This is a genomic window from Streptomyces sp. NPDC126510 (assembly GCF_040302345.1).
Taxonomy (GTDB): Bacteria; Actinomycetota; Actinomycetes; order Streptomycetales; family Streptomycetaceae; genus Streptomyces.
This window is the reverse complement of sequence record NZ_JBEORR010000031.1, coordinates 77,997-102,833: the sequence shown is the minus strand read 5'-3', so window position 1 is coordinate 102,833 and position 24,837 is coordinate 77,997. Positions and strand designations below refer to the sequence as shown.

Genomic DNA, 24,837 nt, shown 5'->3' with positions numbered 1-24,837 from the left:
GGTCGGGGGGTCGGCGGCGGGGGGGGGGGGCGGGGGGCGGGGGGGGGGGGGGGGGGGGGGGGCGGGCGCGCCCCCGGGGGGGGGGGGGGGGGGGGGGCCCCCCCGGGCCCCCCCCCCCCCCCCCACGGCCCGGAGGAGGCTCTGTTCCGCCTCAGCGGCCGAGGTGGGCCTCGAGGAGGTTGGGGTCCTCGTTCGTCAGGTAGGAGGCGCTGGGGACGTAGACGGTGCCGTGGCGGACGGCGACCGAGGTCGGGGTCCGCAGGCCGTCGGCCGCGGTGAGCACGGCGGTGTGGCGGCCGTCGGGACGGACGAGGTCGACCTCGTTGTCGTTGCGAGCGGCGAGGAGCGTGTCGCCGCGGCCGGTGAAGGCGAAGTCGTCGATGGAGGGCATGCCGGTGGCCCGGACTTGAACGCTCCCGGCGGTGCCCCGCGCGGTGACGGGGATGCGCAGGACGGTGCCCTTGTCGGCGTTGGTGGTCCACACGGCTCCGTCGTGCAGTCTCACTCCGTTGGCGCCGGCGAACGTGCTGGGCTGCAGGGCGTCGCCTTCCGCCCACACCGTGGCGGTGCCGCCGCACACGGAGGCGCGGTAGACGACGCCGTGCACGGAGTCGGTGACGTAGAGGTGACCGGTCCTGTCGTCCAGGGCGAGACCGTTGGGGAGACCGTCGGCGGGGAGGGCGGCGATGCGGTGCGGGAGGGCGCCGGGCCGCACGGCCCAGATGCCGGTCAGATCGGCTGTGCCCGTCGCGTAGGTGACGTAGACGGTGCCGTCGTGCGCGTGGGCGATGCCGCCGACGAACGCCTTCCCGAGGTTGGGTGTGTCGGCCTTCGCGGGGGCCGGGAGGGCGGCGAGGACCTGCGTCCGGCCAAAGGGGCCGACCCTGGCGATCTGCCGTGCGAAGGAGAAGGTCAGGTAGGCGGATCCGTCGGCGCCCAGGGCGATGTTCTCGGGCTGCTGTGCGGCGGCCAGGTCGAAGTGGGCGGTGACGTGGGGCCGCGAGACGGGAGCGGTGGCGGCGGAGGCGGTCGTGGTCGCCGCGGAGGCGAGCAGGGCGGCTGCCGCCAGCGCTGTGAGGGCGGAGCGGGGGTGCATGGGGTGGTTCTCCAGGAGAGGGGAGGAGCAGGGATCAGGGCGCGATGAGCTTGACGGCACTCGCCCAGCCGTAGCCGCCCTCGCTGATCTGCAATGCCATGTGCAGCAGTTGGAAGCCCTCCAGCTCGCGTGCGTGCCTGAGCGCCCCGACGTCGACCGCGTGGAGTCCGCCGGACGTCACCAGCTCCGCGACCTGGTTGCGGGCCGCCTCGTCGTCACCTGCGATGAAGACGTCCAGTGGAGTGCCGCCCACCTGGCCGGACACCAGCGTCGTGGCGAACGTGGTGTTGAAGGCCTTGACGACCCGGGTGCCGGGAGCGGCGGCCCCGGCGATCTCCTCGGCGGCCGATGTCCCCGGGGCGACGACGAGCGCCTCCAGCGAGGCGTCGACGGGGTTGCTGATGTCCACGAGGACCTTGCCGCTCAGCCGGGCCCCGAGGGCGGTCGTGAGTTCCCTGGCTGCGGTGAAGGGCACGGCCAGGACGACGAGTTCGGCGGTGTCCACCGCGGAGTCGTCACCCGCGCGCACGGCGGCGTCGCCCGCTGCCTGTGTGGTCAGCTCTTCGGCGAGCCGGGTGGCCTTGGCCGGGTTCTTGGCGGTGAGGATCACCGTGTGCCCGCCCGCCAGGGCGCGGGTCGCGATGCCGCGGGCCATGCTGCCGGCGCCGATGATGGTGATCTGCATGATGGCTGGTTCCCTTCGCGATCAGTGGTGCGTGATCAGTGGGTGTGCGATCAGTGGGCGCGCTCAGTGACCGGCGCCGAACAGCGACCGGTTGGCGATGTCGATGATGAACGGGCCGACGTGGGCGGGGTAGCGGTCCACGATCGCCTTCTTGTACGCGTCGCCGTCGTCACCGAGCAGCTCGCGGGCGTCGGCGAGGTAGCGGTGCACGTCCGCGTAGACCTCGGGCCCGGTGGGCAGGCCGTGTCCGGCGAGGACGGTGTCGTAGCCGGACTCGGCGGCCAGCGCGTCGACCGCCTGCTGCCAGCCGGTGATGTCGTTGTTGCCCAGGTAGAGGTGGACGTCGTTGTACACGAGGTCCTGTGCGACCAGGACGCCCTGCTCGGGCAGCTTGATGAGCAGTTCGTCGGCGGCCTCGCCGCCGGAGACGGCCTCGAAGACGAACGGGACGCCGTCGATGACCTCGGTGCCGGGGGTGAGATCCACGGTCGGGGTGAAGTCGCCGACAGGGATGACCAGCCCGGTCGGCAGCGTACTGTCGCCGCGCGCGACGATCTGCTCGCGCACCACGGCCAGGGCGTGGACGGGGACGCCGAACCGGGCGGCACCGTTGTAGTGGTCGGGGTGGGCGTGGGTGACGATGAGCCGGTCCAGCGGCTTGCCCAGCCCCTTGGCGTAGGCGATCGCCTCGTCCGCGTAGGCGGGAAGCAGCTGGGCGTCGATCGCGATGATCCGCGCCGGGGTCTCGATCAGCTGGGTGGTGGTGTGGAAGGTGTCCGCCGGGGACATGTAGCTGTGGATGCGGACCGCGCCGTTGTCGAGGACCGTCACCGTGCCGTTCATGGGTGCTCCCTGAAGGTGAGGGCGGCCTTGCGTCGCCCTTGATGTCCTCCACTCTCGCCGCGAAAGCGCAGGCAGGCGAGATACGCTGGAGACCCGGCATGGTAAATCGAGGACATTCGGAGAGTGCGATGATCGCCCCGGATCGTGACGCGGACGACCCTTCCCGGGGCGGTGCCATTCCCCGGTTCGACTTCAACCCGCCCGAGGAACGGATCCCCGGCTTCGAGATCATCGACCTGTCCACCCTGCACGAGCGACGCCGGCGCCGGCGCAGTCGGCCGGACGCGGTGCACCGGGTCGACTTCCACACCCTCACCCTCATCACCGAGGGCAGCGGCGAGCACGCCGTCGACTTCGTGACCTACCCCATCCGCCCCGGCACCCTGCTGTGGGTCCGTCCCGGACAGGTGCAGAGCTTCGTGCGGCCGGGCACCGCGAACGGCACGCACCTGCTGTTCACTTCGGCCTTCCCCCCGCACGCCAGCAGCGCCGACCGGCTGGTCGGCGACTGGTACGGGGCCACGTGCAGACAGCTGGGCGCAAGCCCCGAGTACGCCGTGCTGTCCACCCTGCTGGGCCAGTTGCGGGCCGAGTACGGCCGGCCGGTGCAGGACGTGTCCTCGGAGATCCTGCAACTCCTGCTGGCCACCGTGCTGTTGCAGGTCGACCGGCTGCCCCACCCCGAGGGCGGCGGCGACCCGCACGCGGGCGGGGAGGTCTACGCCCGCTTCCGCGCCGAGCTGGAACGCTCCTACGCCACCACCCGGCGCGCCGCCGACTACGCCCACCGCCTCGGCTACACCGTCAAGACCCTCACCCGTGCCTGCGCGGCCGCCACCGGACAGCCCGTCAAGCACGTCATCGACGGCCGGGTCGCCCTGGAGGCCCGGCGTCTGCTCGCCCACACCGACGAACCGGTGGCGACCATCGCACGCCGCCTCGGCTTTCCCGAACCCACCAACTTCGGCAAGTTCTTCACCCGTCACACGGGTATGCCGCCGGGCACGTTCCGGCGGGCGCATCAAAGCCGGCAGGTGACGCCAGGCGAGGGTGCGGCATGATCGGGAGAGACGGGTGCGAGGAGGAAAGGGGTGTCGGAGCCGTGAACGAGCAGACGGAGATCTCGACGCCGGGGGAAGCGGCGAACGACGCCCTGGTGCTGGCCTTCGGCCGGTTGCAGGGGGCTGCGAACCGGCTGGAGTACATCCTGGGCCGGGCGCTGGAGGCGGAGTGCGGCATCAGCCACTTGATGTTCGAGGTGCTGCTGATCCTGGGGCGGGCGGGGGAGCCCGGGCTGTCGATGGGCGCCATCGCCCAGGAGCAGGTGCTGACGACGGGAGGGGCCACCCGCCTGGTGGACCGCATGGTGGCGGCCGGTCTGGTCGAGCGGGTCGAGGACCCCGGTGACCGGCGGGCGCGCCTGGTGCGCCTGACCGCGCAGGGGGAGGAGACCACGGTCGCCGCTGCCCGGACGCACGTGGAGAACATCAAGCGCTACTTTCTGACGCCCCTGCCGGTCGAGGACCGGGAGCGGTTCGCCGAGAACCTCCGCGTGCTCAGCCACACGGCGCGGGACATGCTGCCTCGCCTGCCCTGACGGCGCCGTCAGGGCAGGCGGCGAGCGCACCCCGGCCGGCGGCCCGCGCGGCCGGGCGGCAGCACATGCGGACGGCTCCGCCATGCCGGACGGCGGCGACGGCCGGGGTGAGGTCGTCGCCACCATTGCGTGCCGGCGAGGGGGCGACCGGCGGAGGAGCGCGTCAGCGCTTGGTGTAGATGAAGCCCAGCTTGTCGACCTCGGCACCGGCGCGGCCGTGGAACCCGGCGATCTGCCATCCCGACGGCGCAGTGCGCGTCACGCAGTCGGACGTGGTGGTTCCACCGGACAGACTCCTGCCGAGGTTCGTGGTGAACTTGGCGGAGAAGATCCGTGTGCGGCCGTCCTTCTCGCCCCGGCACAGCTGGGCGGAGCTGAGGAACTCCCCGCTGCCCAGGTTCAGGGCCGACACCGTGCCGCCGGTCCCGCCGTGGCCGACGGTCTTGCCGTTGCCGAGTGTCAGGCCGACGCCGTCGACGCGGGTACCGCTGCGCAGCGAGAGGCTGACCGGGCGCGCGTCCGCCGGCACGGCGTCGATGTCGTTGTAGTAGTCGCCGTGCGGCCCGCCGAACTGGTCGCTGAGCTGGAAGTCCGCGGCGCGCGACCAGGAGAAGTCCACCTTGATCGGGTCGTGGTCGGACAGCATGAGCCCGCCGTCGGTGAGGAACTTGGAGTGCTCGTTGTTGTACGAGGTGGCGTTGAGCGAGACGAGTTTGCTGTCGCGGTAAAGGATCTTGTCCACGACCTCGCACGTGTTGGGCACGGTGGGGCCGGTCTGGTCGCAGACCAGGGCGTCGCTGCCCTTGGCGGGCGGGGTGCCGCCGCGGATGAGCTTGACCCAGGGATCCGTCAGGCCGTTCGTGGCGGCGAACTCGGCGATGGTGTCGCCGGAGCGCGTGTAGCGGGTGTTGGTGTCGCCCATGACGACGACGGCGTTCCCTGCCGAGTGGCTCTTGATGAAGGCCGTCAGCTGGTTGAGGTTGTCCGCCCGCGCCGTCAGATCGCCGGGGTTCGTCCCGGCGTTGGTGTGCAGGTTGTAGAAGTCCACGTACACGCCCTCGGCGAGACGCTGGCGGATGAAGGTGAACCCCTTGGGCGTGAGGCAGTCACCGGAGTCGAACTGGCAGGAGTTCCAGCGCACCCGCTCGAAGTCGTCGCTGTCGTAGGGGAGCTTCGCCAGGGTGTTGAGGCCGCTGCCTATCCCCGCACCGCCGCTGGTGGGGGTGCGGTAGGCGTGCGCGGTGTCGCCGGCGTAGAGAAAGGCGTGGTAGTTGAAGTCCTCCTGGACGTTGACGATGTCGTACGGCGCGATCCGCCGGCCGATCTCCGTGGTGGCGGGCTCGCGCGGGGTGGGAGCGCTGGAGATGCTCTCCGGCAGGCCCGCGACGTTGTAGGCGAGGACGCTGAAGGAACCGGACGCGGGGTCTACGGCAGCGGCGGGAGACGTGTTCGTGATGAACCCGCCGATGGCCACGGACACCACCGCGATGGAAGCTGGAAGTCGGCGCATGAGAACCGGGGCTCCTGACAACGGGGAGTGGGGAGGCGGAACTTACCGTTGGTAACAGGCCGTGTTGCCGACTACTCGGTTAAGCGAGACCGAATCTTGACCGACGGGTCCGGACCAGGAGGGCGGCCGCGTCGGACGTCACTGCCGACTGTCAACAGATGACAGCCCTTCGGTTACGATGAGTCTCCCCGGAGCCTGAAGGAGGCCTGGTCCGTGACCGGTCCGACGTTTTCCAGTCTGGCCCGCTCGACGACCCTGCGGGAGCAGGCGCTCCTGACGCTGCGCGCGGCGATCACCAGTGGCCGGTACCGGCCCGGTGACCATCTGGGTGAGGTGGAGATCGCGGAGCGGCTGGCCGTGAGCCGCGGGACCGTGCGGGAGGCGCTGCGTCACCTCCAGCAGGAGGGGCTCGTCACCGCCGGTGCCCGGGGCATGTTGCGGGTGTCCCGGCTGTCGCCGGCCGAGGTGCGGGAGTTGTTCCAGGTCCGGGAGGCGCTCGAAGGTCTCGCGATCACGCAGATCATCGAGTCGTCGCCAGGCCCCGAGGCGCTTGGAGCTCTGCGGGACGCCGTGGCGCGGCTCCACACCGCCGTCGAGTCGGGTGCGGACCTGAGCACCAAGGTGGAGGCCGACCTCGCTTTCCACCTGCTGCTGTGTGAGCTGTCGGGCAACTCCGTCCTCCTGAAGACCTGGCGCGGGCTCGAGGGGCCGATCCGGGTGGTCGTCATGAGTGCGGCGGCCGAGCGACGTGAGGTGGCCATGGCGGCGTCGGCCCATCTGCCGCTCGTGGAGGCGATCGAACGCGGTGACGCCGCCGCGGCGCAAGATGTTCTGCGCGCCCACATGGCCGCCGCCGTCGAGCAACTCGGCGCCGCGGACGTGCACACCGAGGGCGGCCAGGCCGTTCGCTGATCCCTTCGTCCCTTTCGACAGGCCCGCCGGCGACCGCCGGTGGGCCTTTTTCGCGGCCAGGGGTTGACACGTGCGGATGCACTCCCCAGAGTCGACTCTCGACTGTTAACAGTCAACAGCCAACAGGGGCGGTTCAGGGACGGACCGTTCCGTCAGCGATCAAGGAGGATCGGCATGGCTGCTTCCCCGCCCCCCGGACCGTCGGCCGAGGGCTCGCCCGAGCGCATGAGAGTCGCCATCGGCTGCGGTGTCGGCGCGACCATCGAGACCTACGACTTCATCGGCTTCGGCACGGCCGCGGCGCTCTACTTCGGAGACGTGTTCTTCCCGGACTCCGACCCGCTGTCCGCCACCCTGCTGTCCTTCGCCACGCTGGGCATCGGCTTCGCCGCCCGCCCCCTCGGCGGTGTGATCGCCGGCCACCTGGGAGACCGCATCGGGCGGAAGCCGGTGCTGGTCGGATCCCTGCTGCTGATGGGCGTGGCGACCGTTCTGATCGGCTGTCTGCCGACCTATCAGATGGTCGGCGTCTGGGCCCCGGTGCTGCTGGTGGCCGTCCGCGTCGTCCAGGGACTCGCCTTCGGCGCGGAGTGGGGTGGCGCCATCCTGATGACCTTCGAGCACGCGCCGTGGCGACGACGCGGTCTCTACACGGGGATCACCCAGGCGGGCTTCCCCGTCGGTCTGCTCCTGGCCAACCTGGCCTTCCTCCTCAGCCGGCACACCCTGGACGACACCTGGGCCTGGCGAGTTCCGTTCCTCCTGAGCGCCGTACTGATCGCGGTCGGCATCTTCATCCGGCTCAAGATCGACGAATCCCCGCAGTTCGAGGAGCTGAAGGAGTCCGGCGACGTGGCCAAGAACCCCCTGGGGGAGGTGCTCCGCCAGGACTGGAGGGGTCTGCTGCGGGCCTTCTGCCTCAGGACCACGGAAACGGCCGGATACGCGGTGTCGGTCACCTTCGTCCTGTCCTACCTGAACGACGACCGTGCCCCCGACGTCTCCAGCGGCGTCAGCCTCACCGCGCTGGTGACCGCCGCGGCCCTGGGCATCGCCACCACGACGGCATGGGGGCTGCTGTCCGACCGGATCGGACGCCGACCGGTGTACCTGCTGGGCTGTGCCGTGACCCTGCTGTGGGGCTTTCCGCTGTTCCTGCTGGTCAACACGGGCACCGCCGCGCTCGTCCTGGTCGCCTTCGTCATCAGTTACACGATCTGCCAGAACTCCCTGGCGGGCGTCCAAGGGGCCTGGTTCTGCGAGCTGTTCGCCACCCGGACCCGTACCGCGGGCACCTCGCTCGCCTACCAGCTCTCCGCCGTCGTCTCCGGGTTCACGCCCATGATCGCGACCGCGCTGTACTCCGCCGTCGGATGGACCGGCCCGGCCGTCCTCTTCAGCTTCTACGGGCTGCTCGGCCTCGTCGCCACGGTGCTGACCCGCGAGACATGGGGAGCACCCGAGCGGCGGCAGGCCGACCTGGCCGCCCGGACAGCGCGCGACACCACCGCTCCCGCCGCCCTGTCCCACTGACTCGCACCCCAGCAGAAGGAGTTGACGTGGCCTCCACCGCCACCACCACGCCGGCCGCCGTTCCGCGTACCACCCCACCCGCGTCGCACGCGGAGCGACTGCGCGCTCTGCGCGAGTCCGCCTACCGCATCCGCACCCACGCCCTGAACATGGCCGAGGTCCAGGGCCAGGGCTACGTCGGGCAGGCACTCGGTGTGGCCGACATCCTCGCCGTCGTCTACAAGGACGTGCTCAACCACCGTCCCGAGGACCCGGAGTGGCCCGGGCGGGACAGGTTGCTGCTCTCGATCGGGCACTACGCCATCGCCCTGTACGCGGCGCTCGCGGAGGCAGGGGTGCTCGACACCGCGGAACTGGACACGTACGGAAGCGACGACTCCCGCCTGCCCATGTCGGGCATGGCCTCCTACACCCCCGGCATGGAGATCTCCGGCGGCTCGCTCGGGCACGGCCTGGGCATCGCCGCCGGACTGGGGCTCGGCCTGCGCCACCAGGGCAGCCGCGCACACGTGTACAACCTCCTCTCGGACGGCGAACTGGACGAGGGTTCCACCTGGGAGGCCGCCCTGGCGTGCGCCCACCACGGCCTCGACAACGTCACCGCCATCGTCGACGTCAACGCCCTGCAGGCCGACGGGCCGACGAACGGCGTGCTGCGCACCGAGCCCGTCACCGACAAGTGGGAGGCGTTCGGCTGGCACGCGGTCCGGGTCGACGGCAACGACGTCGACGCCCTCGTCGCGGCCTTCGACAGCCTGCGCGCCCACCGGGGCTCGCCGTCCGTGCTCATCTGCGACACCCGCGTCGGCCGCGGCGTGCCGATGCTCGAGACGCGGGAGAAGGCGCACTTCCTGCGGGTCGAGGAGCACGAGTGGCAGATCGCCCGCGACCAGCTGACCGAGCGATTCCACGCCGAGTGCGCCGGCCGAAACGCAGCGACAGCAGATGAGGAGCACACCGCATGAACTCCGTCGGCGCCCCCGCAACCGGCGCGCGCAGGCTCACCACCTCCGCCATGATCGCCTCCATCGCCGAGGAGGGCCAGCGCACCACCAAGGCACCCTTCGGGCACGCCCTCGCCCGGCTCGCCGACGAACGGCCGGACATCGTCGGCCTGTCGGCGGACCTCGCCAAGTACACCGACATGCACGTCTTCCGCGAGGCGCACCCCGAACGCTTCTTCCAGATGGGCATGGCGGAACAGGCGATGCTCGGCGCGGCCGCGGGGCTCGCCGAGTCGGGCCTGACCCCGTTCGCCTCCACCTACTCCGTCTTCGCCACCCGCCGTGCCTACGACTTCCTGTGCCTGGACATCGCCGAGCCGGGACTGAACGTCAACGTCGTCGGCGCCCTGCCGGGACTGACCACCGGCTACGGCCCCAGCCACCAGGCCACCGAGGACCTCGCGATCCTGCGTGCCATGCCCGGTCTGACCATCGTGGATCCGGCGGACTCGGTCGACATCCAGCAGGCCGTACCCGCCCTGGCCGCGCACCCCGGCCCCACCTATCTGCGGCTGCTGCGCGGCGCGGTCCCCACCGTGCTCGACGAGTACGACTACACCTTCCGGCTGGGACGCGCCGCCGAACTGCGCGGCGGGCGCGACGTGTTGTTCATCTCCACCGGCCTGATGACGGTACGCGCCCTCTCGGCGGCCCGGGAACTCGAACGCGACCACGTCGACGCCGCGGTCCTGCACGTGCCGACCATCAAGCCGTTCGACCGCGAGGCCGTCGTCCGGGAAGCGGCGAAGGACCGGCTCGTCGTCACCCTCGAGAACCACAGTGTGATCGGGGGCCTGGCGGAGTCCGTCGCCTCCAGTCTGGCCTTCGCCCGGGTGACGGCACACCTCGTCCCCGTGGGTCTGCCGGACGAGTTCCTCGCGGCGGGCGCCCTGCCGACGCTGCATGACCGGTACGGCCTGTCGGTGGCGGCGATCAAGGACCTAGTCCGCCGTGAACTGTGAATCCGGCAGCCGCCGAACCGACCACCGTGACCTCACCGCCCCCGTCAGGAGCCCGCATGACCACCCGTAACAGCCCGCGCACCGCCCTCGTCACCGGAGCCGGGTCCCGCCGCGGCATCGGCCGCGCCACCGCGCACGCGCTCGCGGCCGACGGCTACGCCGTCGCCGTACTCGACCTCGACAAGGAAGCCGCCGAGGAAGCGGCCCGTGAAGTGGCCGCCCGCCACGGCGTCGAGACCCTCGCCCTCGTGGCGGACGTCACCGACGCCGACGCCGTCGACGCCGCCGTCGCGCAGGCGGAAGCGGCTCTGCCGCCCATCGGCGCGCTGGTCAACAACGCGGGCATCACCTCGCCCGTGCCGTTCCTGGAGGTCACGCCCGCCGAATGGGACAGGATCTTCGACGTCAATGTGCGCGGCGGCTTCCTGATCACCCAGCGGGTCGCCGCAGGCATGGCGGAACGCGGATTCGGTCGCATCGTCTTCCTCTCCTCCGTCTCCGCCGAACGCGGAGGAGGGGTCTTCGGCGGGGTGGCCTACTCCGCGGCCAAGGCCGGGCTCCTCGGCTTCGCCCGGGCGCTGGCCCGCGAGCTGGGCCCGTCGGGCGTGACGGTCAACTGCGTGGCACCCGGCCTCATCGACACCGACATCACACAGGGCAGGCTGGACGAGGCCCGCAAGGCGGCCATGGTGGCGGACATCCCCGTGCGCCGGATCGGGGGCGTCGACGACGTCGCCGAGGTCGTCGCGTTTCTGGCGCGGCCCGGCTCCGGGTACGTCACCGGTGCCACGTACGACGTCAACGGCGGTTCCCACATCCACTGAGGTGAACTGAGTTGAGCTGAGATGAGGGGCCCGCTGCGTCGGCGGGCCCTTTCTCGTGGTCGAGAACGTGCGGGCGGTCCCACTCCCGGCTGCCGGGGGACATACCGCTGGAAATATCTGACGTGTCAGGTACTGTTGAGTCAGGCGAATCGCCCGCACCAGGCGGGTGCCCCCCCGTTCTGCCGAGGTTCCCGATGAAGCTCATCTACGTTTTCGACGCCTACTGCGGCTGGTCTCACGGGTTCTCCCCGACCCTGCGTGAGGTGGCTTCGCGGCATCCGGAGCTCGACGTCGACGTGGTCTCCGGCGGCCTCTTCACCGGGCCCCGCCGGGTGCCGATCCGCGAGTTCGGATACGTCCAGGGTGCCAACGCCAAGATCGCCGAGCTGACCGGCGCCGAGTTCGGCGAGGCGTACGACCGACTGATCGCCGACGGTTCGTTCGTGATGGACTCCGAAGACGCCGCACGCGGCGTCGCCGCCCTGCGGCAGGTCGCACCCACGCGAGAAGTCGAGCTGGCCACCGCACTCCAGCGGGCCTTCTACGTCGACGGCCGCAGCCTCTCCGACCCGGCGACGTACCGGAAGGTCGCCGAGCAGGCCGGACTGGACGCCGATGCCGTGATCGGCGCCTTCGAGGCACCCCGGGCCCAGGAGGCGGCCGAGGCCGACTTCCGCCGGGCGGCCGCCCTGGGCGTCACCGGCTTCCCCACGCTGCTGGCCGTCGACGGCGACCGGGTCACCCCGCTGGCCTACGGAAACGCCACCGCCACCGAGGTCGAGCAGCGGCTCTCGTCCCTCACCGCCCACTGAGCCTTCCCGTCCGTCCCCAGCAACCACACCGCAAGGAACCAGTGATGAGCGCTCTCTCCTTCAAGGTCCTCGACCTCGACTTCCCCGCAGGCAGCAAGAACAAGACCGCCACCCTCGTCACCGGCGAGAACGAGGCGCTCCTCGTGGACGCCGCCTTCACCCGCGCCGACGGTCACCGCCTGGCCGCCGAGGTCCTCGACTCCGGCAAGAAGCTGACCACCGTCTTCGTCAGCCACGGCGACCCCGACTTCTACTTCGGCGCCGAGGTCCTCGCCGACGCCTTCCCCGAGGCGAAGTTCGTCGCCACCCCGATCGTCATCGATCACATCCGGCACTCCTACGAGGGCAAGCTCAAGGCCTGGGCGGCCGTGGGCGAGAACCTGCCGACCCGCCTCGTCGACCTGGAGCCCCTGACGGGCGACCTCACCCTCGAAGGAAACCGTTTCGAGCTCAAGGGAGGCCCGGCCGATCTCCCCGACCGGCACTACCTGTGGCAGGCCGAGCACCGCGCGATCCTGGGCGGCGTGCTGCTCTTCCAGCAGGAGCACGTCTGGGTCGCCGACACCCCCACCCCCGGTGACCGTTCCGCGTGGATCGGCCTGCTCGACGAGATGGCCGCCCTGCACCCGGAGCTCGTCGTCCCCGGACACCGTCTGCCCGGCACTCCCGCCGACGCCTCCGCCATCACCGCCACCCGCGAGTATCTCGTCGCCTTCGAGGACGAGCTCGGCAAGGCGGCCGACGGAGCCGCGCTGACCGACGCCCTCGTCAAGCGCTATCCGGACAACGGCATGCTCATCGCCGCCCAGATCGGCGCGAAGGTCGCCAAGGGCGAAATGCAGTGGGGCTGACGATGAGCGAGTTCGCCACCTCCACCGCCCCCGCCGACGTCGTACGCCGCCAGTACCTGGCCTCCGCGGCCGGTGACCTGGCCGCCCTGCGCGCCACGCTCGCCCCCGACGTGGAGTGGACGGAGATGGCCGGCTTCCCCCTCGCCGGCACCTACCGCACCCCGGAGGGCGTCACGTCCAACGTGATGGAGAAACTCGGCCAGGACTGGGACGGCTGGGCGGCCCACGACGACACCTATGTCGTCGAAGGGGAGAACGTAGTCGTCCTCGCCCGCTACACCGCGACCCACAAGGGCACCGGCAAGCCGATCGACGTCCGGGTGGCTCATCACTTCGTGGTGCGCGGCGGCCTGATCGTCCGCTTCGAGCAGTTCACCGACACCGCGCTCGTCCGCGTTGCGATGACCTCGTGAGGCGCGGCGGCGGGCTCTCGGCGTTCACGGCTGCCGGGAGCCCGCCGTCCTTCATGGCCCGCCGCCGCCCGACCGCCGGGCGGCGGCGGGAGCGGTCAGCCGGCCAGGGGTGCTTCCGGTGCCTCGGTCAAAGCCGCCAGCCACTGCTCGACGGCGGTGATGTGCACCGTCGCGGCCGAGGCGGCCAGCAGGGCGTCGCGGGACCGGAGCGCGCCGAGGATCCGCTGGTGGTCCCGGTGCGCGTGGGCCACCGCACGGCGGGCCTGGCCGGCCCGGACGATGCGTACCCGCTGGGTGCTGGTGGACAGCACGCGCAGCAGCATGGACAGCACCGGGTTGCCGACCGCTTCCACGATCCTCGCGTGGAAGGCGATGTCGTGCGCCACGAAATCCTCGACCGTGGCCGATGACGTGGACCTCTCCAGGATGTCACCGAGGTCCCGCAGGTCATCGGGCGTCAGCAGCGTGGCGGCCAGCCCGGTCGCCGCCGGTTCCAGGAGCCTCCGTATCTGGAACAGCTGCAGAGCGGTGTGCCCATGGGAGACGTCCGAGGCGAAGGAGAGCGACTCGAGGAGGAGCTGGGGCTCAAGGCTGGACACGTAGGTGCCGTCGCCCTGCCGCGCCACGAGGATGCGCATCGCGGTGAGCGCGCGGACGGCCTCGCGCAACGAGTTGCGGGACAGACCCAGCTGCGAGGCGAGGAGCTCCTCCTTCGGCAGGCGCGAACCGGGTGCCAGCTCGCCGGCGACGATCATCGCCTTGATCTTGTCCATCGCCTCGTCGGTGAGTGCCACGCGCGTGCCTTCCTGTGCCGGGGGCCGGCGCGAGCACCGCCCGGCGTCGCCGGGGCCGAGCCGGAGCGGCTCCCGGGCGCCGCCCCGGGGCGAACGTCGCCTGCCGCGGCACTAGTCCTGCTTCTCGCCGGAGGCGAAGCGGGAGATGATCAGGGCGACGATGATGATGGCGCCGTTGAGGAACTGGTTCCACAGGGCTGGTACCCCCGCCAGTGTCATGACGTTGACGACGAGCTGCAGGGTCAGTACGCCCGTGAGGGCGCCGAACACCGAGCCCGTGCCCCCGTTGAGGCTCACCCCGCCGATGACGGTCGCCGCGAAGACCTGGAAGATCCAGCCGCTGCCCTGCGTCGCCGAGATCGAGCCGTAGTGGCCGCTGTAGAGGATGCCGGCGAACGCCGCGAGCAGGCTGCCGAGGATGAGGACGACCCACACGATCCGGTCGACACGGATGCCGGCGGTGCGCGCCGCCTCGGCGTTGCCGCCGATCGCGTACAGTGCCCGGCCGTGCCGCAGCCAGGCCAGTGCGCTGCCACCGGCCGCGAACAGCAGCGCGCAGATCCAGATGGCTGCCGGGACGCCCAGCCAGGACGCCTTGCCCAGGTAGGTGAACGAGGACGGCAGATCCACGATCGACTGGCCCTCGGAGAGGGCGACCTGGAGACCGCGCAACATCGTCAGCCCGCCCAGGGTGACGATGAAGCCGTTGAGCCGCAGCTTGAGGATGAGAAAGCCGTTCAGGGCGCCGATCGCCACGCCGACCAGGAGACACAACGGGATGGCCGTCCACTCGGGGAAGAGGCCGAGTCCGTTGAACCGCCCGCCGGTGGAGGGCAGAACGAGCCACACGGCGATGACCGGGGCCACGCCGATGGTGGACTCCAGCGAGAGGTCCATCCGTCCGCAGATGAGGATGAGGGCGGCGGCGAGGACGAGCAGGCTCAGTTCGGTGGACTGCTGCAGCACACCGATGAGGTTGTCGGCGGTGAGGAAGGCCGGCGAGACGATGAAACCGATCAGGCCCAGCACCAGGATGGCCGGGATCAGGGACAGTTCACGGAAACGGCCGAGATCGAGCCGGCGCCGGGTGGTGTCCACCGCGGCCGGCGCCGTCGTGCTCGGTGCGGGCTCCGTGACATCTGTGGTGGCGGACATGTCTACCTTCCGTGCTGGTGGGTGCCGGACGCCGTGGACGCGGCGGGTGGGGTGGTGGTGCCGGTGACGCCCTCGATGGCGGCGACGAGGTGCTCGTCCTTCCAGCCGCGGGTGAACTCGCCGGCCACCCGTCCGTGGAACATCACCACGACCCGGTCGCAGGCCCTGAGGTCGTCCAGTTCGTCGGAGACGATCAGCGCGGCCCTGCCCTCGTCGGCGGCCCGCCGGATCCTGCCGAGCAGGAACTCCTTGGACTTGACGTCGACGCCGTTCGTGGGACGGATGGCCACCAGCACGTGCGGGTCGGTGGCCAGGGCGCGGGCGACCACGACCTTCTGCTGGTTGCCGCCGGAGAGGGCGGAGACCGGGGTGGCCGCCGCCGGGGTCTTGATGTCGAGGTCGCGGATCATGTGCCGGGCGAAGGCGCGGGTTCGGGCGGGCAGCACGACTCCGAACGGGCCGAGCTGGTCGGTGACGGTGAGGGTGGCGTTCTCCGCCACACTGCGGCCGTTGACCAGACCTTGCAGATGCCGGTCCTCGGGAACGAACCCCACACCTGCGGCGAGGGCGGACGGCACGCTGCCGGTGCGTACCGTCCTGCCGCCGACCGAGATACGGCCGGCCTCGGCACGGTGCAGACCGGCGACGGTCTCACCCACCTGGACGTTGCCGCTGGCCGCCGCCCCGGCGAGGCCGACCACCTCGCCGGAGCGCACCGACAGGGAGAGGTCCGCGCAGGCGCCGGGCACGGTCAGTGCGTCGATGCGCAGCAGTTCAGCACCATCGGCCGGTGCCACCGGGGGCCCGCTCACGAGGGTTTGGGCCGCCGCGGCCTCGCCGGTCATGGCCTCCACGAGGGAGTGGTGATCGAGTTCGGCCACGGGTGCGGTCAGGATGTGGGCCGCGTCGCGGTAGACCGTGACGGTGGTGCAGAGGTCGTACACCTCTTGCAGGTGGTGGGAGATGAAGAGGAAGGCGACGCCCTGCTCCTGAAGGTCCCGGAGTTTGCCGAAGAGCCGGCCGATGCCGCGGGCGTCGAGCTTGGCGGTCGGCTCGTCCAGGATGATGAAACGGGCTCCGAAGGACAGCGCGCGGGCGATCTCCACGAACTGCCGCTGCTCGACGGTCAGATCCCTGGCCCGCGCGGCGGGGTCGACGGCCACGCCGTACTCGGCGAGGAGTTCCTCCGCCCGCTCTCTGAGCCGTTTCCAGCGGATGGGGCGCGCCGCTGCGGGGCTCTGCCGGTTCAGGTAGAGGTTCTCGGCAACGGTCAGGTCACCGATGATCGTGGACCGCTGGTAGACGCAGGCGACCCTGGAGCGCCAGGCATCGATGTCGCCGAGGGCGGGGGCCGGTTCGCCCGAGAAGCGAAGGGAACCGGTGTCGGGCTGCTGGAGACCGGTGAGGATGGACACGAGCGTCGACTTGCCGGCGCCGTTGCGCCCCACCAGGGCGTGCGACTCGCCCTCGGCGATGCTGATGCGGGCGTCGCGCAGCGCGACGGTGGCGCCGAACCGTTTGCCGATGCCGGTCGCCTCGGCGACCGGGGACCGGGTTCCGGAGCCGGCCGCCGGGGTGGTGGCGGTGTCCGCCATGGTGGGTACCGTCCTTCGGGTACGGAGGGTGGGGACCGCGGAGCGGGGGGTGTGCCCGGATCCGGGGTGGGGGTCGTGGCCGGGGGAACGGGATGGCGAGGCCCCCCGGCGCCGACGTCGCCGCCTGCCGGTCAGTGCCCGACGTTGTTGCCCCACAGGGACTTGTCGTCCACGTTGTCCTTGGTCACCAGCGGGGCGGGCAGCTGGTCCTCCAGGCCGTTGGGCAGCTTGATGATGGTGGAGTCGTGGTCGGTCGCACCCGGCTGGAAGGTCTTGCCCTCCGCCGCGGCCTTGGCGTAGTAGAGGGCGTACTTGGCGTAGAGGTCGGCGGGCTGGGAGATCGTGGCGTCGATCTGGCCCTTGCGGATGGCGTCGAACTCCTGCGGGATGCCGTCGTTGGAGACGATGCTGATGTGGCCCTTCTGCCCGGCGGGCTTGAGCAGGCCCTTCTGCTCCAGCAGGGCGAGTGTGGGCTGCAGGAAGACACCGCCGGCCTGCATGTAGATGCCGTTCAGGTCCGGGTGCTGGGCGAGCAGGGACTGGAGCTTGGCGGAGGCGACGTCGCCCTTCCAGTCGGTGGGCAGCTCGAAGACCTTGATCTTCGGGAACTCGGTCTTCATGCACTCCGCGAACGCCTCGGAGCGGTCGCGTCCGTTGATGGAGTCCAGGGCGCCCTGGAACTCGGCGACCTTGCCCTTGCCGCCGAGCTGCTTGCCGAGGAACTCACAGGCCTTGGTGCCGTACGCCCGGTTGTCGGCGCGTACCACCATGTAGACGTCGCCCTTGTCGGGTCTGGTGTCGACGCTGACCACGGGAATCTTCTTGGACGCGAGCGCGTCGAGGGTGGAGGCGATGGCACCGGTGTCCTGAGGTGCCATGACGACGGCCTTGGCGCCGGTGTTCTCGAAGACCTGGACGTTGGCGACGAGCTTGGTGACGTCGTTCTGGGAGTTGCTGACCGGCAGGGCCTTGATGCCGTCGGTCTTGATGCCCTTCTTCACGTACTGGGCGTAGGAGTTCCAGAAGTCGGAGTCGGAGCGCGGCAGGTCGATGCCGATGGAGGGCTTGCCGCCGCCGCCCGAGGCGGCCGTGGCCGTGCTCTCGCGGTTGCACGCGGTGGCGAGGGCGAGCACGGCGAGGACAGCGGTGGCGGCTGCGGCGGTGGAGCGGGTGCGCGTGAGCTTCATGGCCGTGTTGTCTCCTGTGGCAGGGCGGCGGACCGCGGGGCGTCGGTGAGGAGGTGCGTACTGGCCTGCCGGACGACGGGAGTACGCAGGCCGGGCAGAAGGAGGCCCGGCGCAGGGCAGTGCTGGTCCGTGACCGATGGGGACGGACGTGAGGGACAGCCGGTGCCGAAGAGGGGGGAGGGCCACCGACCGGTACGGCCGGTGGAAGTGCAGCGGGGAGCTGGGAGTCATTCCTCCGATGTATCTCGGACGCCGAGGACGTTACGACGGCGTTGCCGACGTTGACAAGACTCTGTAGCCACTCACTCGACCGGCATAGGGCCAGTCGGACAAGGGGATCACCTGTGAGTAGGGAAATACATCCGAGGTATCCGTTGCCAGCCGGTTTCCGTTGCGTCTACAGTCGCGATGTCGTCATACATCCGATGACTGAGAGGGCGCGGAAACCGGCCGTCGCCTCCCTGCGTGAACCGCCTGGAGCAAAGGAAGACTGCGAGTGAAACTGCTGAGAGTCGGCACCACCGGCGAAGAGCGTCCAGCTGTCCGCACCGACGAGGGCCGGCTGCTGGACCTGTCCTCCGTGACCTCCGACATCGACGGCGCGTTCCTCGCCTCGGACGGTATCGACCGTGCCCGCGCCGCGATCGCGGCGGGAAGCCTCCCCGCACTGGACGCCGACGGGCTGCGGATCGGCCCGCCCGTCGCACGCCCCGGCAAGATCGTCTGCGTCGGCCTGAACTACCGGGACCACGCTGCCGAGACCGGTGCCGCGATCCCCGAGCGGCCGGTGGTGTTCATGAAGGACCCGGGGACCGTCGTCGGTCCCTACGACCGGGTGCTCGTCCCGCGTGGCTCGGTGAAGACCGACTGGGAGGTCGAACTCGCGGTCGTCATCGGCCGCCGGGCCCGCTACCTCGACGACCCGGAAGCCGCCCGGGCCGTCATCGCCGGGTACGCGATCAGCCATGACGTCTCGGAGCGGGAGTTCCAGCTGGAGTACTCCTCGCAATGGGACCTCGGCAAGTCCTGCGAGACCTTCAACCCGCTCGGCCCGTGGCTGGTCACCGCGGACGAGGTCGGCGACCCGCAGAACCTCGGGCTGCACCTCAGCGTCAACGGCGTGAAGCGGCAGAACGGACACACCCGGGACATGATCTTCCCGGTCGACCACATCGTGGCCTACCTGAGCCGGTACATGGTCCTGGAACCGGGCGACGTGATCAACACGGGTACGCCCGCCGGCGTGGCCCTCGGTCTGCCCGGCACCCCCTACCTCCGCCCGGGCGACACCGTCGAACTCTCCGTCGACGGCCTCGGCAGCCAGGGCCAGACCTTCGGCCAAGCGTGAAAGGCCCGCCCGTGACCGCCACCGCAGCCCGGATCACCGCGCTCGACACGTACGACGTGCGCTTCCCCACCTCGCGGGAACTGGACGGCTCCGACGCGATGAACCCGGACCCCGACTACTCCGCCGCCTACGTGGTGCTGCGCACCGATGCCGCGGAGGGCCCGGAAGGCCACGGTTTCACCTTCACCATCGGCCGCGGCAACGACGTGCAGGTCGCCGCGATCGACGCCCTGCGGCACCATGTCGTGGGACGTTCCGTCGCGGAGCTCTGCGACGACCCGGGCTCGCTCAGCCGCGATCTGATCGGCGACAGCCAGCTCCGCTGGCTCGGCCCCGAGAAGGGCGTGATGCACATGGCCATCGGCGCCGTGGTCAACGCCGTGTGGGACCTGGCCGCCAAGCGCGCCGGCCGGCCGCTGTGGCACCTGCTCGCCCACGCCGAACCCGAGTGGCTCGTCTCGCAGGTCGACTTCCGGTACCTCACCGACGCTCTCACCCCCGACGAGGCCCTCGCCCTCCTGCACAAGGGCCGTGCGGGGCTCGCCGACCGCGAGGCGACCCTGCTGGAGCGCGGCTACCCGGGCTACACCACGTCCCCGGGCTGGCTCGGGTACCCGGACGACAAGCTCACCCGGCTGGCCGAGCAGGCGGTCGACGACGGGTTCACGCAGATCAAGCTCAAGGTCGGGGCCGACCTCGGTGACGACATCCGGCGCCTGCGCACCGCCCGCGCGGCCGTGGGCGACGGCATCCGCATCGCCGTCGACGCCAACCAGCGGTGGGGCGTGGACGAGGCGATCGAATGGATCAACGCGCTCGCCGAGTTCAAGCCGTACTGGATCGAGGAGCCCACCAGCCCCGACGACATCCTCGGACACGCCGCCGTACGCCGGGCCGTCGGCCCCGTCAAGGTCGCCACCGGCGAACACGTGCAGAACCGCGTCGTGTTCAAGCAGCTCCTCCAGGCCGGTGCCATCGACGTGCTGCAGATCGACGCGGCCCGGGTCGGCGGGGTGAACGAGAACCTGGCGATCCTGCTGCTCGCCGCGAAGTTCGGGGTGCCGGTGTGCCCGCACGCCGGCGGCGTGGGACTGTGCGAGCTCGTACAGCACCTGTCCATGTTCGACTACCTCGCCCTGTCCGGAACCACCGAGGACCGGGCCATCGAGTACGTCGACCACCTCCACCAGCACTTCGACGCGCCTGTGGTCATGCGGGACGGGCACTACACAGCCCCCCTCGCTCCGGGCTTCTCCGCCACCATGCGCGAGCAGTCCATCGCCGCCTACCACTTCCCGGACGGAACTTTCTGGGTCGCCGACCGCGCCCGGCAGGAGAGTGACACATGACCGAACTGTCAGGACTCAGGGCCCTCGTCACCGGCGGGGCGTCCGGCATCGGGCTCGCCACCGCACGCGCGCTGGCCGGACGGGGCGCGACGGTGGCCGTGCTCGACCTCGAACCGTCCGGCGTGCCCGAACCGCTGTACCCCGTCAAGGCCGACGTCCGCGACGACCCCTCGGTCCGCCTCGCCGTGGAGGAAGCGGCCTCACACCTGGGCGGTCTCGACATCCTCGTCAACAACGCCGGCATCGGAGCCGTCGGCACCATCGAGGACAACACCGACGAAGACTGGCACCGCGTCATGGACGTCAACGTCCTCGGCATCGTGCGCACCAGCCGCGCCGCCCTGCCGCATCTGCGGCGCTCGACGCACGCGGCGATCGTCAACACCTGCTCGATCGGCGCCACGGCGGGCCTGCCGCAGCGCGCCCTCTATTGCGCCAGCAAGGGCGCGGTCCTGTCGCTGACCCTCGCCATGGCCGCCGACCACGTCCGCGAAGGCATCCGCGTCAACTGCGTCAACCCAGGGACTGCCGACACGCCCTGGGTGGCGCGGCTCCTGGACGCCGCCGACGACCCCCAGGCGGAACGCGCCGCGCTGAACGCCCGTCAGCCGATGGGCCGCCTGGTCACCCCGGAGGAGGTCGCCGCGGCCATCGTCTACCTGGCGTCACCGGCCGCCGCTTCCGTGACCGGGACCTCCCTCGCCGTCGACGGCGGCATGCAGGGGCTCAGGCTCCGCCCGGCGGCCGGCTCATGAAGACGGCGACACTGGGCAGCACCGGTGTCCGGGTCACCGAGCTGTCGTTCGGGGCCGCGGGCATCGGCAACCTCTTCCGCCCCATCGCCGACGAGGCGGCCTGCGCCGCCGTGGACGCCGCCTGGGACGCGGGCATCCGCACCTTCGACACCGCACCCCACTACGGGCTGGGCCTGTCCGAGCGCCGCCTGGGCGCGGCACTGCGCGACCGCCCCCGGGACACGTACACCGTTTCCACCAAGGTCGGGCGACTGCTGGAGCCCAACCCGCAGGGCGGCAGGGGCGACGACCTGGCGAACGGCTTCGCCGTGTCCGACACCCACCGGCGCGTCTGGGACTTCAGCGCCGACGGGGTGCTGCGATCCCTGGAAGCGAGCCTGCAACGCCTCGGCCTCGACCGCGTCGACGTGGCCCTGCTGCACGACCCCGACGACCACGCCGACCAGGCGTTGCGCGAGGCGTACCCGGCGCTGGAGCGGCTGCGCGACGAAGGGGTGATCGGGGCGATCGGCGTCGGGATGAACCAGTGCGCGCTGCCCGCCCGCTTCCTGCGGGAGACCGGCATCGACGTCGTCCTGCTCGCCGGCCGTTACACCCTCCTCGAACAGGAGGCGCTCGCCGAGATGCTGCCGGAGGCCGCCGCTCGCGGCAGGAGCGTCATCATCGGCGGGGTGTTCAACTCGGGGCTGTTGATCGCCCCGGAGCCCGGCGCGATGTACGACTACGCGCCCGCCCCGCAACCGGTGCTCGACCGCGCGCTGCGGCTGAAGGCCGTCGCCGAACGCCACGGCGTGCCCCTGCGCAGTGCCGCCCTGCACTTCCCCCACGGCCACCCCGCGGTCGCGAGCGTCCTGACCGGGGCCCGCTCCGCCGAGGAGGTGCGCGACACCGTGGACCAGCTGCGGCACCCGGTCCCGGCCGCCCTCTGGGACGAGCTGCGCGCCGAGGGTCTGCTGGCGCCGGACACGCCGACTCCCGCCGCCACGCCGTCGGAGAAGTAGTCATCAGGGGCGCCCCGCCCGGCGCACGAGCGCACCGGCGGGCACCCTACGGTTCCGTGTACCCCGGACCGGGGCGAGGGCATGCACACCTGCTCCTCGTGCCACCCGCACCGCGCCCGCGGGACTGGCATGGCACCGGCAGCCACTCCTGCGGTCCCCGCGTACAGTCCCGCTACGAGCTCCACGCCCGCCCTGTCAGCCTCACTCTCGGATTCCGCGCATGCTGAAACTCTGGTACCGACGCCCCGCCGACGGCTTCCCGCAATCGCTGCCTCTGGGAAACGGCTCCCTCGGAGCCTTGGTGCCCGGCGGCGCCGCCCATGAGCGCGTCGACCTCAACGTCGACACGCTGTGGTCGGGCGGCCCGGCCGACCGCAACGACCGAGGCGCCGCGCAGCACCTCGACGCACTGCGCCGGGCGGTGCTCGACGACCACGACCATGTGCGCGCCGAGGAACTCGCCGAGCTCATGCAGGGCCCCGACACCCAGGCGTACCAGCCCCTCGGCGCACTGCTCCTCGACTTCGGACACGGCAGCGAAGTCACCGAGTACCAAAGGGATTTGGACCTCGCGGAGGCGGTCTGCTCGGTGACCTACAACGCCGACGGCGTACGCCACACCCGCGAGCTGTTCGTCTCCGCCACGGCCGGCGTTCTCGTCGTCCGGCTGACGTGTGACACACCCGGCGCGCTCTCCTTCACCGCCCGCCTGGAATCCGCTCACCCCGGCGCGGAACCGGGCGCGGTGGTCTCAGGACGGGCCCCCACCGACGTGGCGTTCCAGGCCACCGGTTCCGACGCCGTCCGTTACGCCGGCGACGCCGGAACCGGATTCGCGGCGGCCCTGCACATCGTCCCCGACGACGGCACCCTCACCCCCGACCCGGAGACCGGCGGTCTGCGACTGACCGGTGCCACCAGGGCCACCGTCCTGGTCGCCGCCGCCACCGGCTTCCGGGGCTGGGACCGCGTGCCCGTGGGTCCGGACTCGGGCCCCGAGGCCCAGGTGGCCGGGCTGCTCGACGCCGCCGCCGAGGTTCCGTACGACCGTCTGCGGGCCGAGCACATCGCGGACCACCGCACCCTGCACGACCGGACCGTCCTCAGCCTCGGCCACGACCCGGCGCTCGAAGCCCTGCCCACCGACGAACGCCTCGCCGCCGTCCGTTCCGGCGCGGACGACCCGGGCCTGACCGCCCTGTTCTTCGCCTACGGCCGCTACCTGCTCATCGCCTCCTCCCGCCCCGGCACCCAGCCGGCGAACCTCCAGGGCATCTGGAACACCGAGGTCCAACCGCCCTGGCAGTCCGACTGGACCACCAACATCAACCTCCAGATGAACTACTGGCACGCCGAGACCACCGGTCTGCCCGAATGCCACGAGCCGCTGTTCGACCTGATCACCGACCTCGCCACAGCAGGGCGCCGCACCGCCCGGGCCTACTACCGCTGCGGCGGCTGGACCGCGCACCACAACGTCGACATCTGGCGCGGCACCAACCCGGTCCAGGGCGGCCCCCAGTGGGCCAACTGGCCGCTGGCGGGCGCCTGGCTGTGCGCCCACCTGTGGGAGCACTACCGCTTCACCGGGGACCGCGCCTTCCTCGCCGACCGGGCCTGGCCGGTGATGCGCGAGGCCGCCGTCTTCCTGCTCGACTTCCTCGTCGAGGACGCCGATGGTCACCTGGTCACCTGCCCCTCCACCTCGCCCGAGCACCGCTTCCAGGTGGAGACACCGGACGGACCGGCGCTCGTCGCGACCACCGCCGCCGTCACCATGGACCTGTGGCTCATCGAGGAGCTGTTCGGCAACTGCCTCGGCGCGATCGAGGAGCTGGGCCTCGCCGACCCGCTCGCCGACGCCCTGGACAGCGCCCGGCGACGGCTGCCCCCGCTGCCGTTCCGTCCCGGACAGCCCCTCGCCGAGTGGCGTCACGACGCCGTGCCCGAGGACCCGGGCCACCGACACCTCTCCCACCTCTACGGCCTGTACCCCGGTGACCGGATCGACGCGGAGCGCACCCCGGAGCTGCTCGACGCCGCCCGGGCAGCACTCGACCTCAGGCTGGCGCACGGGGGAGGGGGCACCGGCTGGAGCCTCGCCTGGGTGGTAGCGCTCGCCGCCCGCCTGGGCGACGGCGCCCTCGCCCACCGGAGCCTGCGCGGGCTCCTGGCCGACTCCACCTCCGACAACCTCTTCGACCTGCACCCACCGGAGCTCTTCCAGATCGACGGCAACTTCGGCGCCACGGCCGCCGTCGCCGAGATGCTGCTGCAGAGCCATACCGGCGAACTGCGGTTGCTGCCCGCGCTGCCGGACGCCTGGCCCAGCGGCACCGTCCGCGGCCTGCGTGCCCGCGGTGGCGTCACCGTCGACCTCGACTGGCAGCAGGGCCGGCTCACGCGCGCTCGTCTGCATCTCCCGCGCCCCGGCGAGTACCGCGTCCGTCTGCCCGCGTCCGTCCCACCCCCGGATGTCACCGACGACCGTTTCGACAGTGTCGAGACGCGGTGGACCGTGCTGGAGGGAGGCTTCGTCCTCGCCGAGTTCACGGCGGTGCGCGCAGCCGTGCACCACCTGCGTTACTGAAGGGGCGGCCGGCTCCCCGCG

At 71.3% G+C, this 24,837-nt stretch carries 23 protein-coding genes; 15 read left to right on the top strand and 8 right to left on the bottom strand.

The window, feature by feature from the left end:
• Nucleotides 1–151: 151 nt before the first annotated feature.
• The 3 genes from ABTX60_RS33875 to ABTX60_RS33865 form a co-directional block, all read right to left on the bottom strand.
• Nucleotides 152–1,096, bottom strand: a complete 945-nt coding sequence (locus ABTX60_RS33875) for a hypothetical protein (RefSeq protein WP_352100852.1) — start codon at nt 1,094–1,096, stop codon at nt 152–154.
• A gap of 34 nt (nt 1,097–1,130) precedes the next feature.
• A complete protein-coding gene (locus ABTX60_RS33870; RefSeq protein WP_352100851.1) occupies nt 1,131–1,781 on the bottom strand; it encodes an NADPH-dependent F420 reductase in 651 nt (216 codons plus the stop codon).
• 63 nt (nt 1,782–1,844) lie between these two features.
• The gene (locus ABTX60_RS33865; protein WP_352100850.1) at nt 1,845–2,624 is read right to left on the bottom strand and encodes an MBL fold metallo-hydrolase; all 780 of its coding nucleotides are present in this window, start codon (nt 2,622–2,624) and stop codon (nt 1,845–1,847) included.
• 128 nt (nt 2,625–2,752) lie between these two features.
• Between ABTX60_RS33865 and ABTX60_RS33860 the strand changes: the two genes are divergently transcribed.
• Both ABTX60_RS33860 and ABTX60_RS33855 read left to right on the top strand, forming a co-directional pair.
• Nucleotides 2,753–3,685 (top strand): AraC family transcriptional regulator, encoded by a 933-nt coding sequence (locus ABTX60_RS33860; RefSeq protein ID WP_352100849.1) that lies wholly within the window; start codon nt 2,753–2,755, stop codon nt 3,683–3,685.
• A gap of 41 nt (nt 3,686–3,726) precedes the next feature.
• Complete coding sequence (locus tag ABTX60_RS33855; RefSeq protein ID WP_352100848.1) at nt 3,727–4,221, top strand: MarR family winged helix-turn-helix transcriptional regulator; 495 nt, start codon at nt 3,727–3,729, stop codon at nt 4,219–4,221.
• Between the two features lie 163 nt (nt 4,222–4,384).
• On the opposite strand, the gene ABTX60_RS33850 is transcribed toward ABTX60_RS33855, so the two are convergent.
• Nucleotides 4,385–5,731: a jacalin-like lectin gene (locus ABTX60_RS33850; protein ID WP_352100847.1), complete on the bottom strand. Its 1,347-nt coding sequence runs from the start codon at nt 5,729–5,731 to the stop codon at nt 4,385–4,387.
• Between the two features lie 213 nt (nt 5,732–5,944).
• Here ABTX60_RS33850 and ABTX60_RS33845 point away from each other — a divergent pair, with 213 nt between their 5' ends.
• The 8 genes from ABTX60_RS33845 (at nt 5,945) to ABTX60_RS33810 (ending at nt 13,042) form a co-directional block, all read left to right on the top strand.
• Nucleotides 5,945–6,643, top strand: coding sequence for a GntR family transcriptional regulator (locus ABTX60_RS33845; protein WP_352100846.1), 699 nt, complete (start codon nt 5,945–5,947; stop codon nt 6,641–6,643).
• Between the two features lie 174 nt (nt 6,644–6,817).
• Nucleotides 6,818–8,176: an MFS transporter gene (locus ABTX60_RS33840; protein ID WP_352100845.1), complete on the top strand. Its 1,359-nt coding sequence runs from the start codon at nt 6,818–6,820 to the stop codon at nt 8,174–8,176.
• A gap of 26 nt (nt 8,177–8,202) precedes the next feature.
• Nucleotides 8,203–9,141, top strand: a complete 939-nt coding sequence (locus ABTX60_RS33835; RefSeq protein WP_352100844.1) for a transketolase — start codon at nt 8,203–8,205, stop codon at nt 9,139–9,141.
• A complete protein-coding gene (locus tag ABTX60_RS33830; RefSeq protein ID WP_352100843.1) occupies nt 9,138–10,142 on the top strand; it encodes a transketolase family protein in 1,005 nt (334 codons plus the stop codon). The genes ABTX60_RS33835 and ABTX60_RS33830 overlap by 4 nt, the downstream gene beginning before the upstream one ends.
• Nucleotides 10,143–10,198: 56 nt before the next feature.
• Nucleotides 10,199–10,966: an SDR family NAD(P)-dependent oxidoreductase gene (locus ABTX60_RS33825; protein WP_352100842.1), complete on the top strand. Its 768-nt coding sequence runs from the start codon at nt 10,199–10,201 to the stop codon at nt 10,964–10,966.
• Nucleotides 10,967–11,160: 194 nt separating this feature from the next.
• The gene (locus ABTX60_RS33820) at nt 11,161–11,778 is read left to right on the top strand and encodes a DsbA family protein (protein ID WP_352100841.1); all 618 of its coding nucleotides are present in this window, start codon (nt 11,161–11,163) and stop codon (nt 11,776–11,778) included.
• Between the two features lie 44 nt (nt 11,779–11,822).
• Nucleotides 11,823–12,629, top strand: a complete 807-nt coding sequence (locus ABTX60_RS33815; RefSeq protein ID WP_352100840.1) for an MBL fold metallo-hydrolase — start codon at nt 11,823–11,825, stop codon at nt 12,627–12,629.
• Between the two features lie 2 nt (nt 12,630–12,631).
• Nucleotides 12,632–13,042 (top strand): nuclear transport factor 2 family protein, encoded by a 411-nt coding sequence (locus tag ABTX60_RS33810; RefSeq protein ID WP_352100839.1) that lies wholly within the window; start codon nt 12,632–12,634, stop codon nt 13,040–13,042.
• A 95-nt stretch (nt 13,043–13,137) separates the two neighbouring features.
• On the opposite strand, the gene ABTX60_RS33805 is transcribed toward ABTX60_RS33810, so the two are convergent.
• From ABTX60_RS33805 to ABTX60_RS33790, 4 genes are all read right to left on the bottom strand, one after another.
• Complete coding sequence (locus ABTX60_RS33805) at nt 13,138–13,836, bottom strand: FadR/GntR family transcriptional regulator (protein WP_352100838.1); 699 nt, start codon at nt 13,834–13,836, stop codon at nt 13,138–13,140.
• A 111-nt stretch (nt 13,837–13,947) separates the two neighbouring features.
• Nucleotides 13,948–14,991 carry an ABC transporter permease gene (locus tag ABTX60_RS33800; protein ID WP_352100837.1) on the bottom strand — a complete coding sequence of 348 codons (1,044 nt, stop codon included), beginning with the start codon at nt 14,989–14,991 and terminating at the stop codon, nt 13,948–13,950.
• A gap of 2 nt (nt 14,992–14,993) precedes the next feature.
• The gene (locus ABTX60_RS33795; RefSeq protein WP_352100836.1) at nt 14,994–16,586 is read right to left on the bottom strand and encodes a sugar ABC transporter ATP-binding protein; all 1,593 of its coding nucleotides are present in this window, start codon (nt 16,584–16,586) and stop codon (nt 14,994–14,996) included.
• Between the two features lie 131 nt (nt 16,587–16,717).
• Nucleotides 16,718–17,773, bottom strand: a complete 1,056-nt coding sequence (locus ABTX60_RS33790; protein ID WP_352100835.1) for a sugar ABC transporter substrate-binding protein — start codon at nt 17,771–17,773, stop codon at nt 16,718–16,720.
• 496 nt (nt 17,774–18,269) lie between these two features.
• Here ABTX60_RS33790 and ABTX60_RS33785 point away from each other — a divergent pair, with 496 nt between their 5' ends.
• The 5 genes from ABTX60_RS33785 (at nt 18,270) to ABTX60_RS33765 (ending at nt 24,816) form a co-directional block, all read left to right on the top strand.
• Nucleotides 18,270–19,121: a fumarylacetoacetate hydrolase family protein gene (locus ABTX60_RS33785; protein WP_352100834.1), complete on the top strand. Its 852-nt coding sequence runs from the start codon at nt 18,270–18,272 to the stop codon at nt 19,119–19,121.
• 11 nt (nt 19,122–19,132) lie between these two features.
• Nucleotides 19,133–20,470, top strand: a complete 1,338-nt coding sequence (locus ABTX60_RS33780) for an L-fuconate dehydratase (RefSeq protein WP_352100833.1) — start codon at nt 19,133–19,135, stop codon at nt 20,468–20,470.
• Nucleotides 20,467–21,225, top strand: coding sequence for an SDR family NAD(P)-dependent oxidoreductase (locus tag ABTX60_RS33775; protein WP_352100832.1), 759 nt, complete (start codon nt 20,467–20,469; stop codon nt 21,223–21,225). Before ABTX60_RS33780 ends, ABTX60_RS33775 begins: the two co-directional genes overlap by 4 nt.
• Nucleotides 21,222–22,226 carry an aldo/keto reductase gene (locus ABTX60_RS33770; protein WP_352100831.1) on the top strand — a complete coding sequence of 335 codons (1,005 nt, stop codon included), beginning with the start codon at nt 21,222–21,224 and terminating at the stop codon, nt 22,224–22,226. The genes ABTX60_RS33775 and ABTX60_RS33770 overlap by 4 nt, the downstream gene beginning before the upstream one ends.
• A gap of 220 nt (nt 22,227–22,446) precedes the next feature.
• Complete coding sequence (locus ABTX60_RS33765) at nt 22,447–24,816, top strand: glycoside hydrolase family 95 protein (RefSeq protein ID WP_352100830.1); 2,370 nt, start codon at nt 22,447–22,449, stop codon at nt 24,814–24,816.
• Nucleotides 24,817–24,837: the final 21 nt, after the last annotated feature.

What these genes read in the sequence shown, in the direction of transcription:
- ABTX60_RS33875 (WP_352100852.1), bottom strand. Translation starts at nt 1,096, where the DNA reads ATGCACCCCCGCTCCGCCCTCACAGCGCTGGCGGCAGCCGCCCTGCTC.
- ABTX60_RS33870 (WP_352100851.1), bottom strand. Translation starts at nt 1,781, where the DNA reads ATGCAGATCACCATCATCGGCGCCGGCAGCATGGCCCGCGGCATCGCG.
- ABTX60_RS33865 (WP_352100850.1), bottom strand. Translation starts at nt 2,624, where the DNA reads ATGAACGGCACGGTGACGGTCCTCGACAACGGCGCGGTCCGCATCCAC.
- ABTX60_RS33860 (WP_352100849.1), top strand. Translation starts at nt 2,753, where the DNA reads ATGATCGCCCCGGATCGTGACGCGGACGACCCTTCCCGGGGCGGTGCC.
- ABTX60_RS33850 (WP_352100847.1), bottom strand. Translation starts at nt 5,731, where the DNA reads ATGCGCCGACTTCCAGCTTCCATCGCGGTGGTGTCCGTGGCCATCGGC.
- ABTX60_RS33840 (WP_352100845.1), top strand. Translation starts at nt 6,818, where the DNA reads ATGGCTGCTTCCCCGCCCCCCGGACCGTCGGCCGAGGGCTCGCCCGAG.
- ABTX60_RS33830 (WP_352100843.1), top strand. Translation starts at nt 9,138, where the DNA reads ATGAACTCCGTCGGCGCCCCCGCAACCGGCGCGCGCAGGCTCACCACC.
- ABTX60_RS33825 (WP_352100842.1), top strand. Translation starts at nt 10,199, where the DNA reads ATGACCACCCGTAACAGCCCGCGCACCGCCCTCGTCACCGGAGCCGGG.
- ABTX60_RS33820 (WP_352100841.1), top strand. Translation starts at nt 11,161, where the DNA reads ATGAAGCTCATCTACGTTTTCGACGCCTACTGCGGCTGGTCTCACGGG.
- ABTX60_RS33815 (WP_352100840.1), top strand. Translation starts at nt 11,823, where the DNA reads ATGAGCGCTCTCTCCTTCAAGGTCCTCGACCTCGACTTCCCCGCAGGC.
- ABTX60_RS33810 (WP_352100839.1), top strand. Translation starts at nt 12,632, where the DNA reads ATGAGCGAGTTCGCCACCTCCACCGCCCCCGCCGACGTCGTACGCCGC.
- ABTX60_RS33800 (WP_352100837.1), bottom strand. Translation starts at nt 14,991, where the DNA reads ATGTCCGCCACCACAGATGTCACGGAGCCCGCACCGAGCACGACGGCG.
- ABTX60_RS33795 (WP_352100836.1), bottom strand. Translation starts at nt 16,586, where the DNA reads ATGGCGGACACCGCCACCACCCCGGCGGCCGGCTCCGGAACCCGGTCC.
- ABTX60_RS33790 (WP_352100835.1), bottom strand. Translation starts at nt 17,773, where the DNA reads ATGAAGCTCACGCGCACCCGCTCCACCGCCGCAGCCGCCACCGCTGTC.
- ABTX60_RS33775 (WP_352100832.1), top strand. Translation starts at nt 20,467, where the DNA reads ATGACCGAACTGTCAGGACTCAGGGCCCTCGTCACCGGCGGGGCGTCC.
- ABTX60_RS33770 (WP_352100831.1), top strand. Translation starts at nt 21,222, where the DNA reads ATGAAGACGGCGACACTGGGCAGCACCGGTGTCCGGGTCACCGAGCTG.
- ABTX60_RS33765 (WP_352100830.1), top strand. Translation starts at nt 22,447, where the DNA reads ATGCTGAAACTCTGGTACCGACGCCCCGCCGACGGCTTCCCGCAATCG.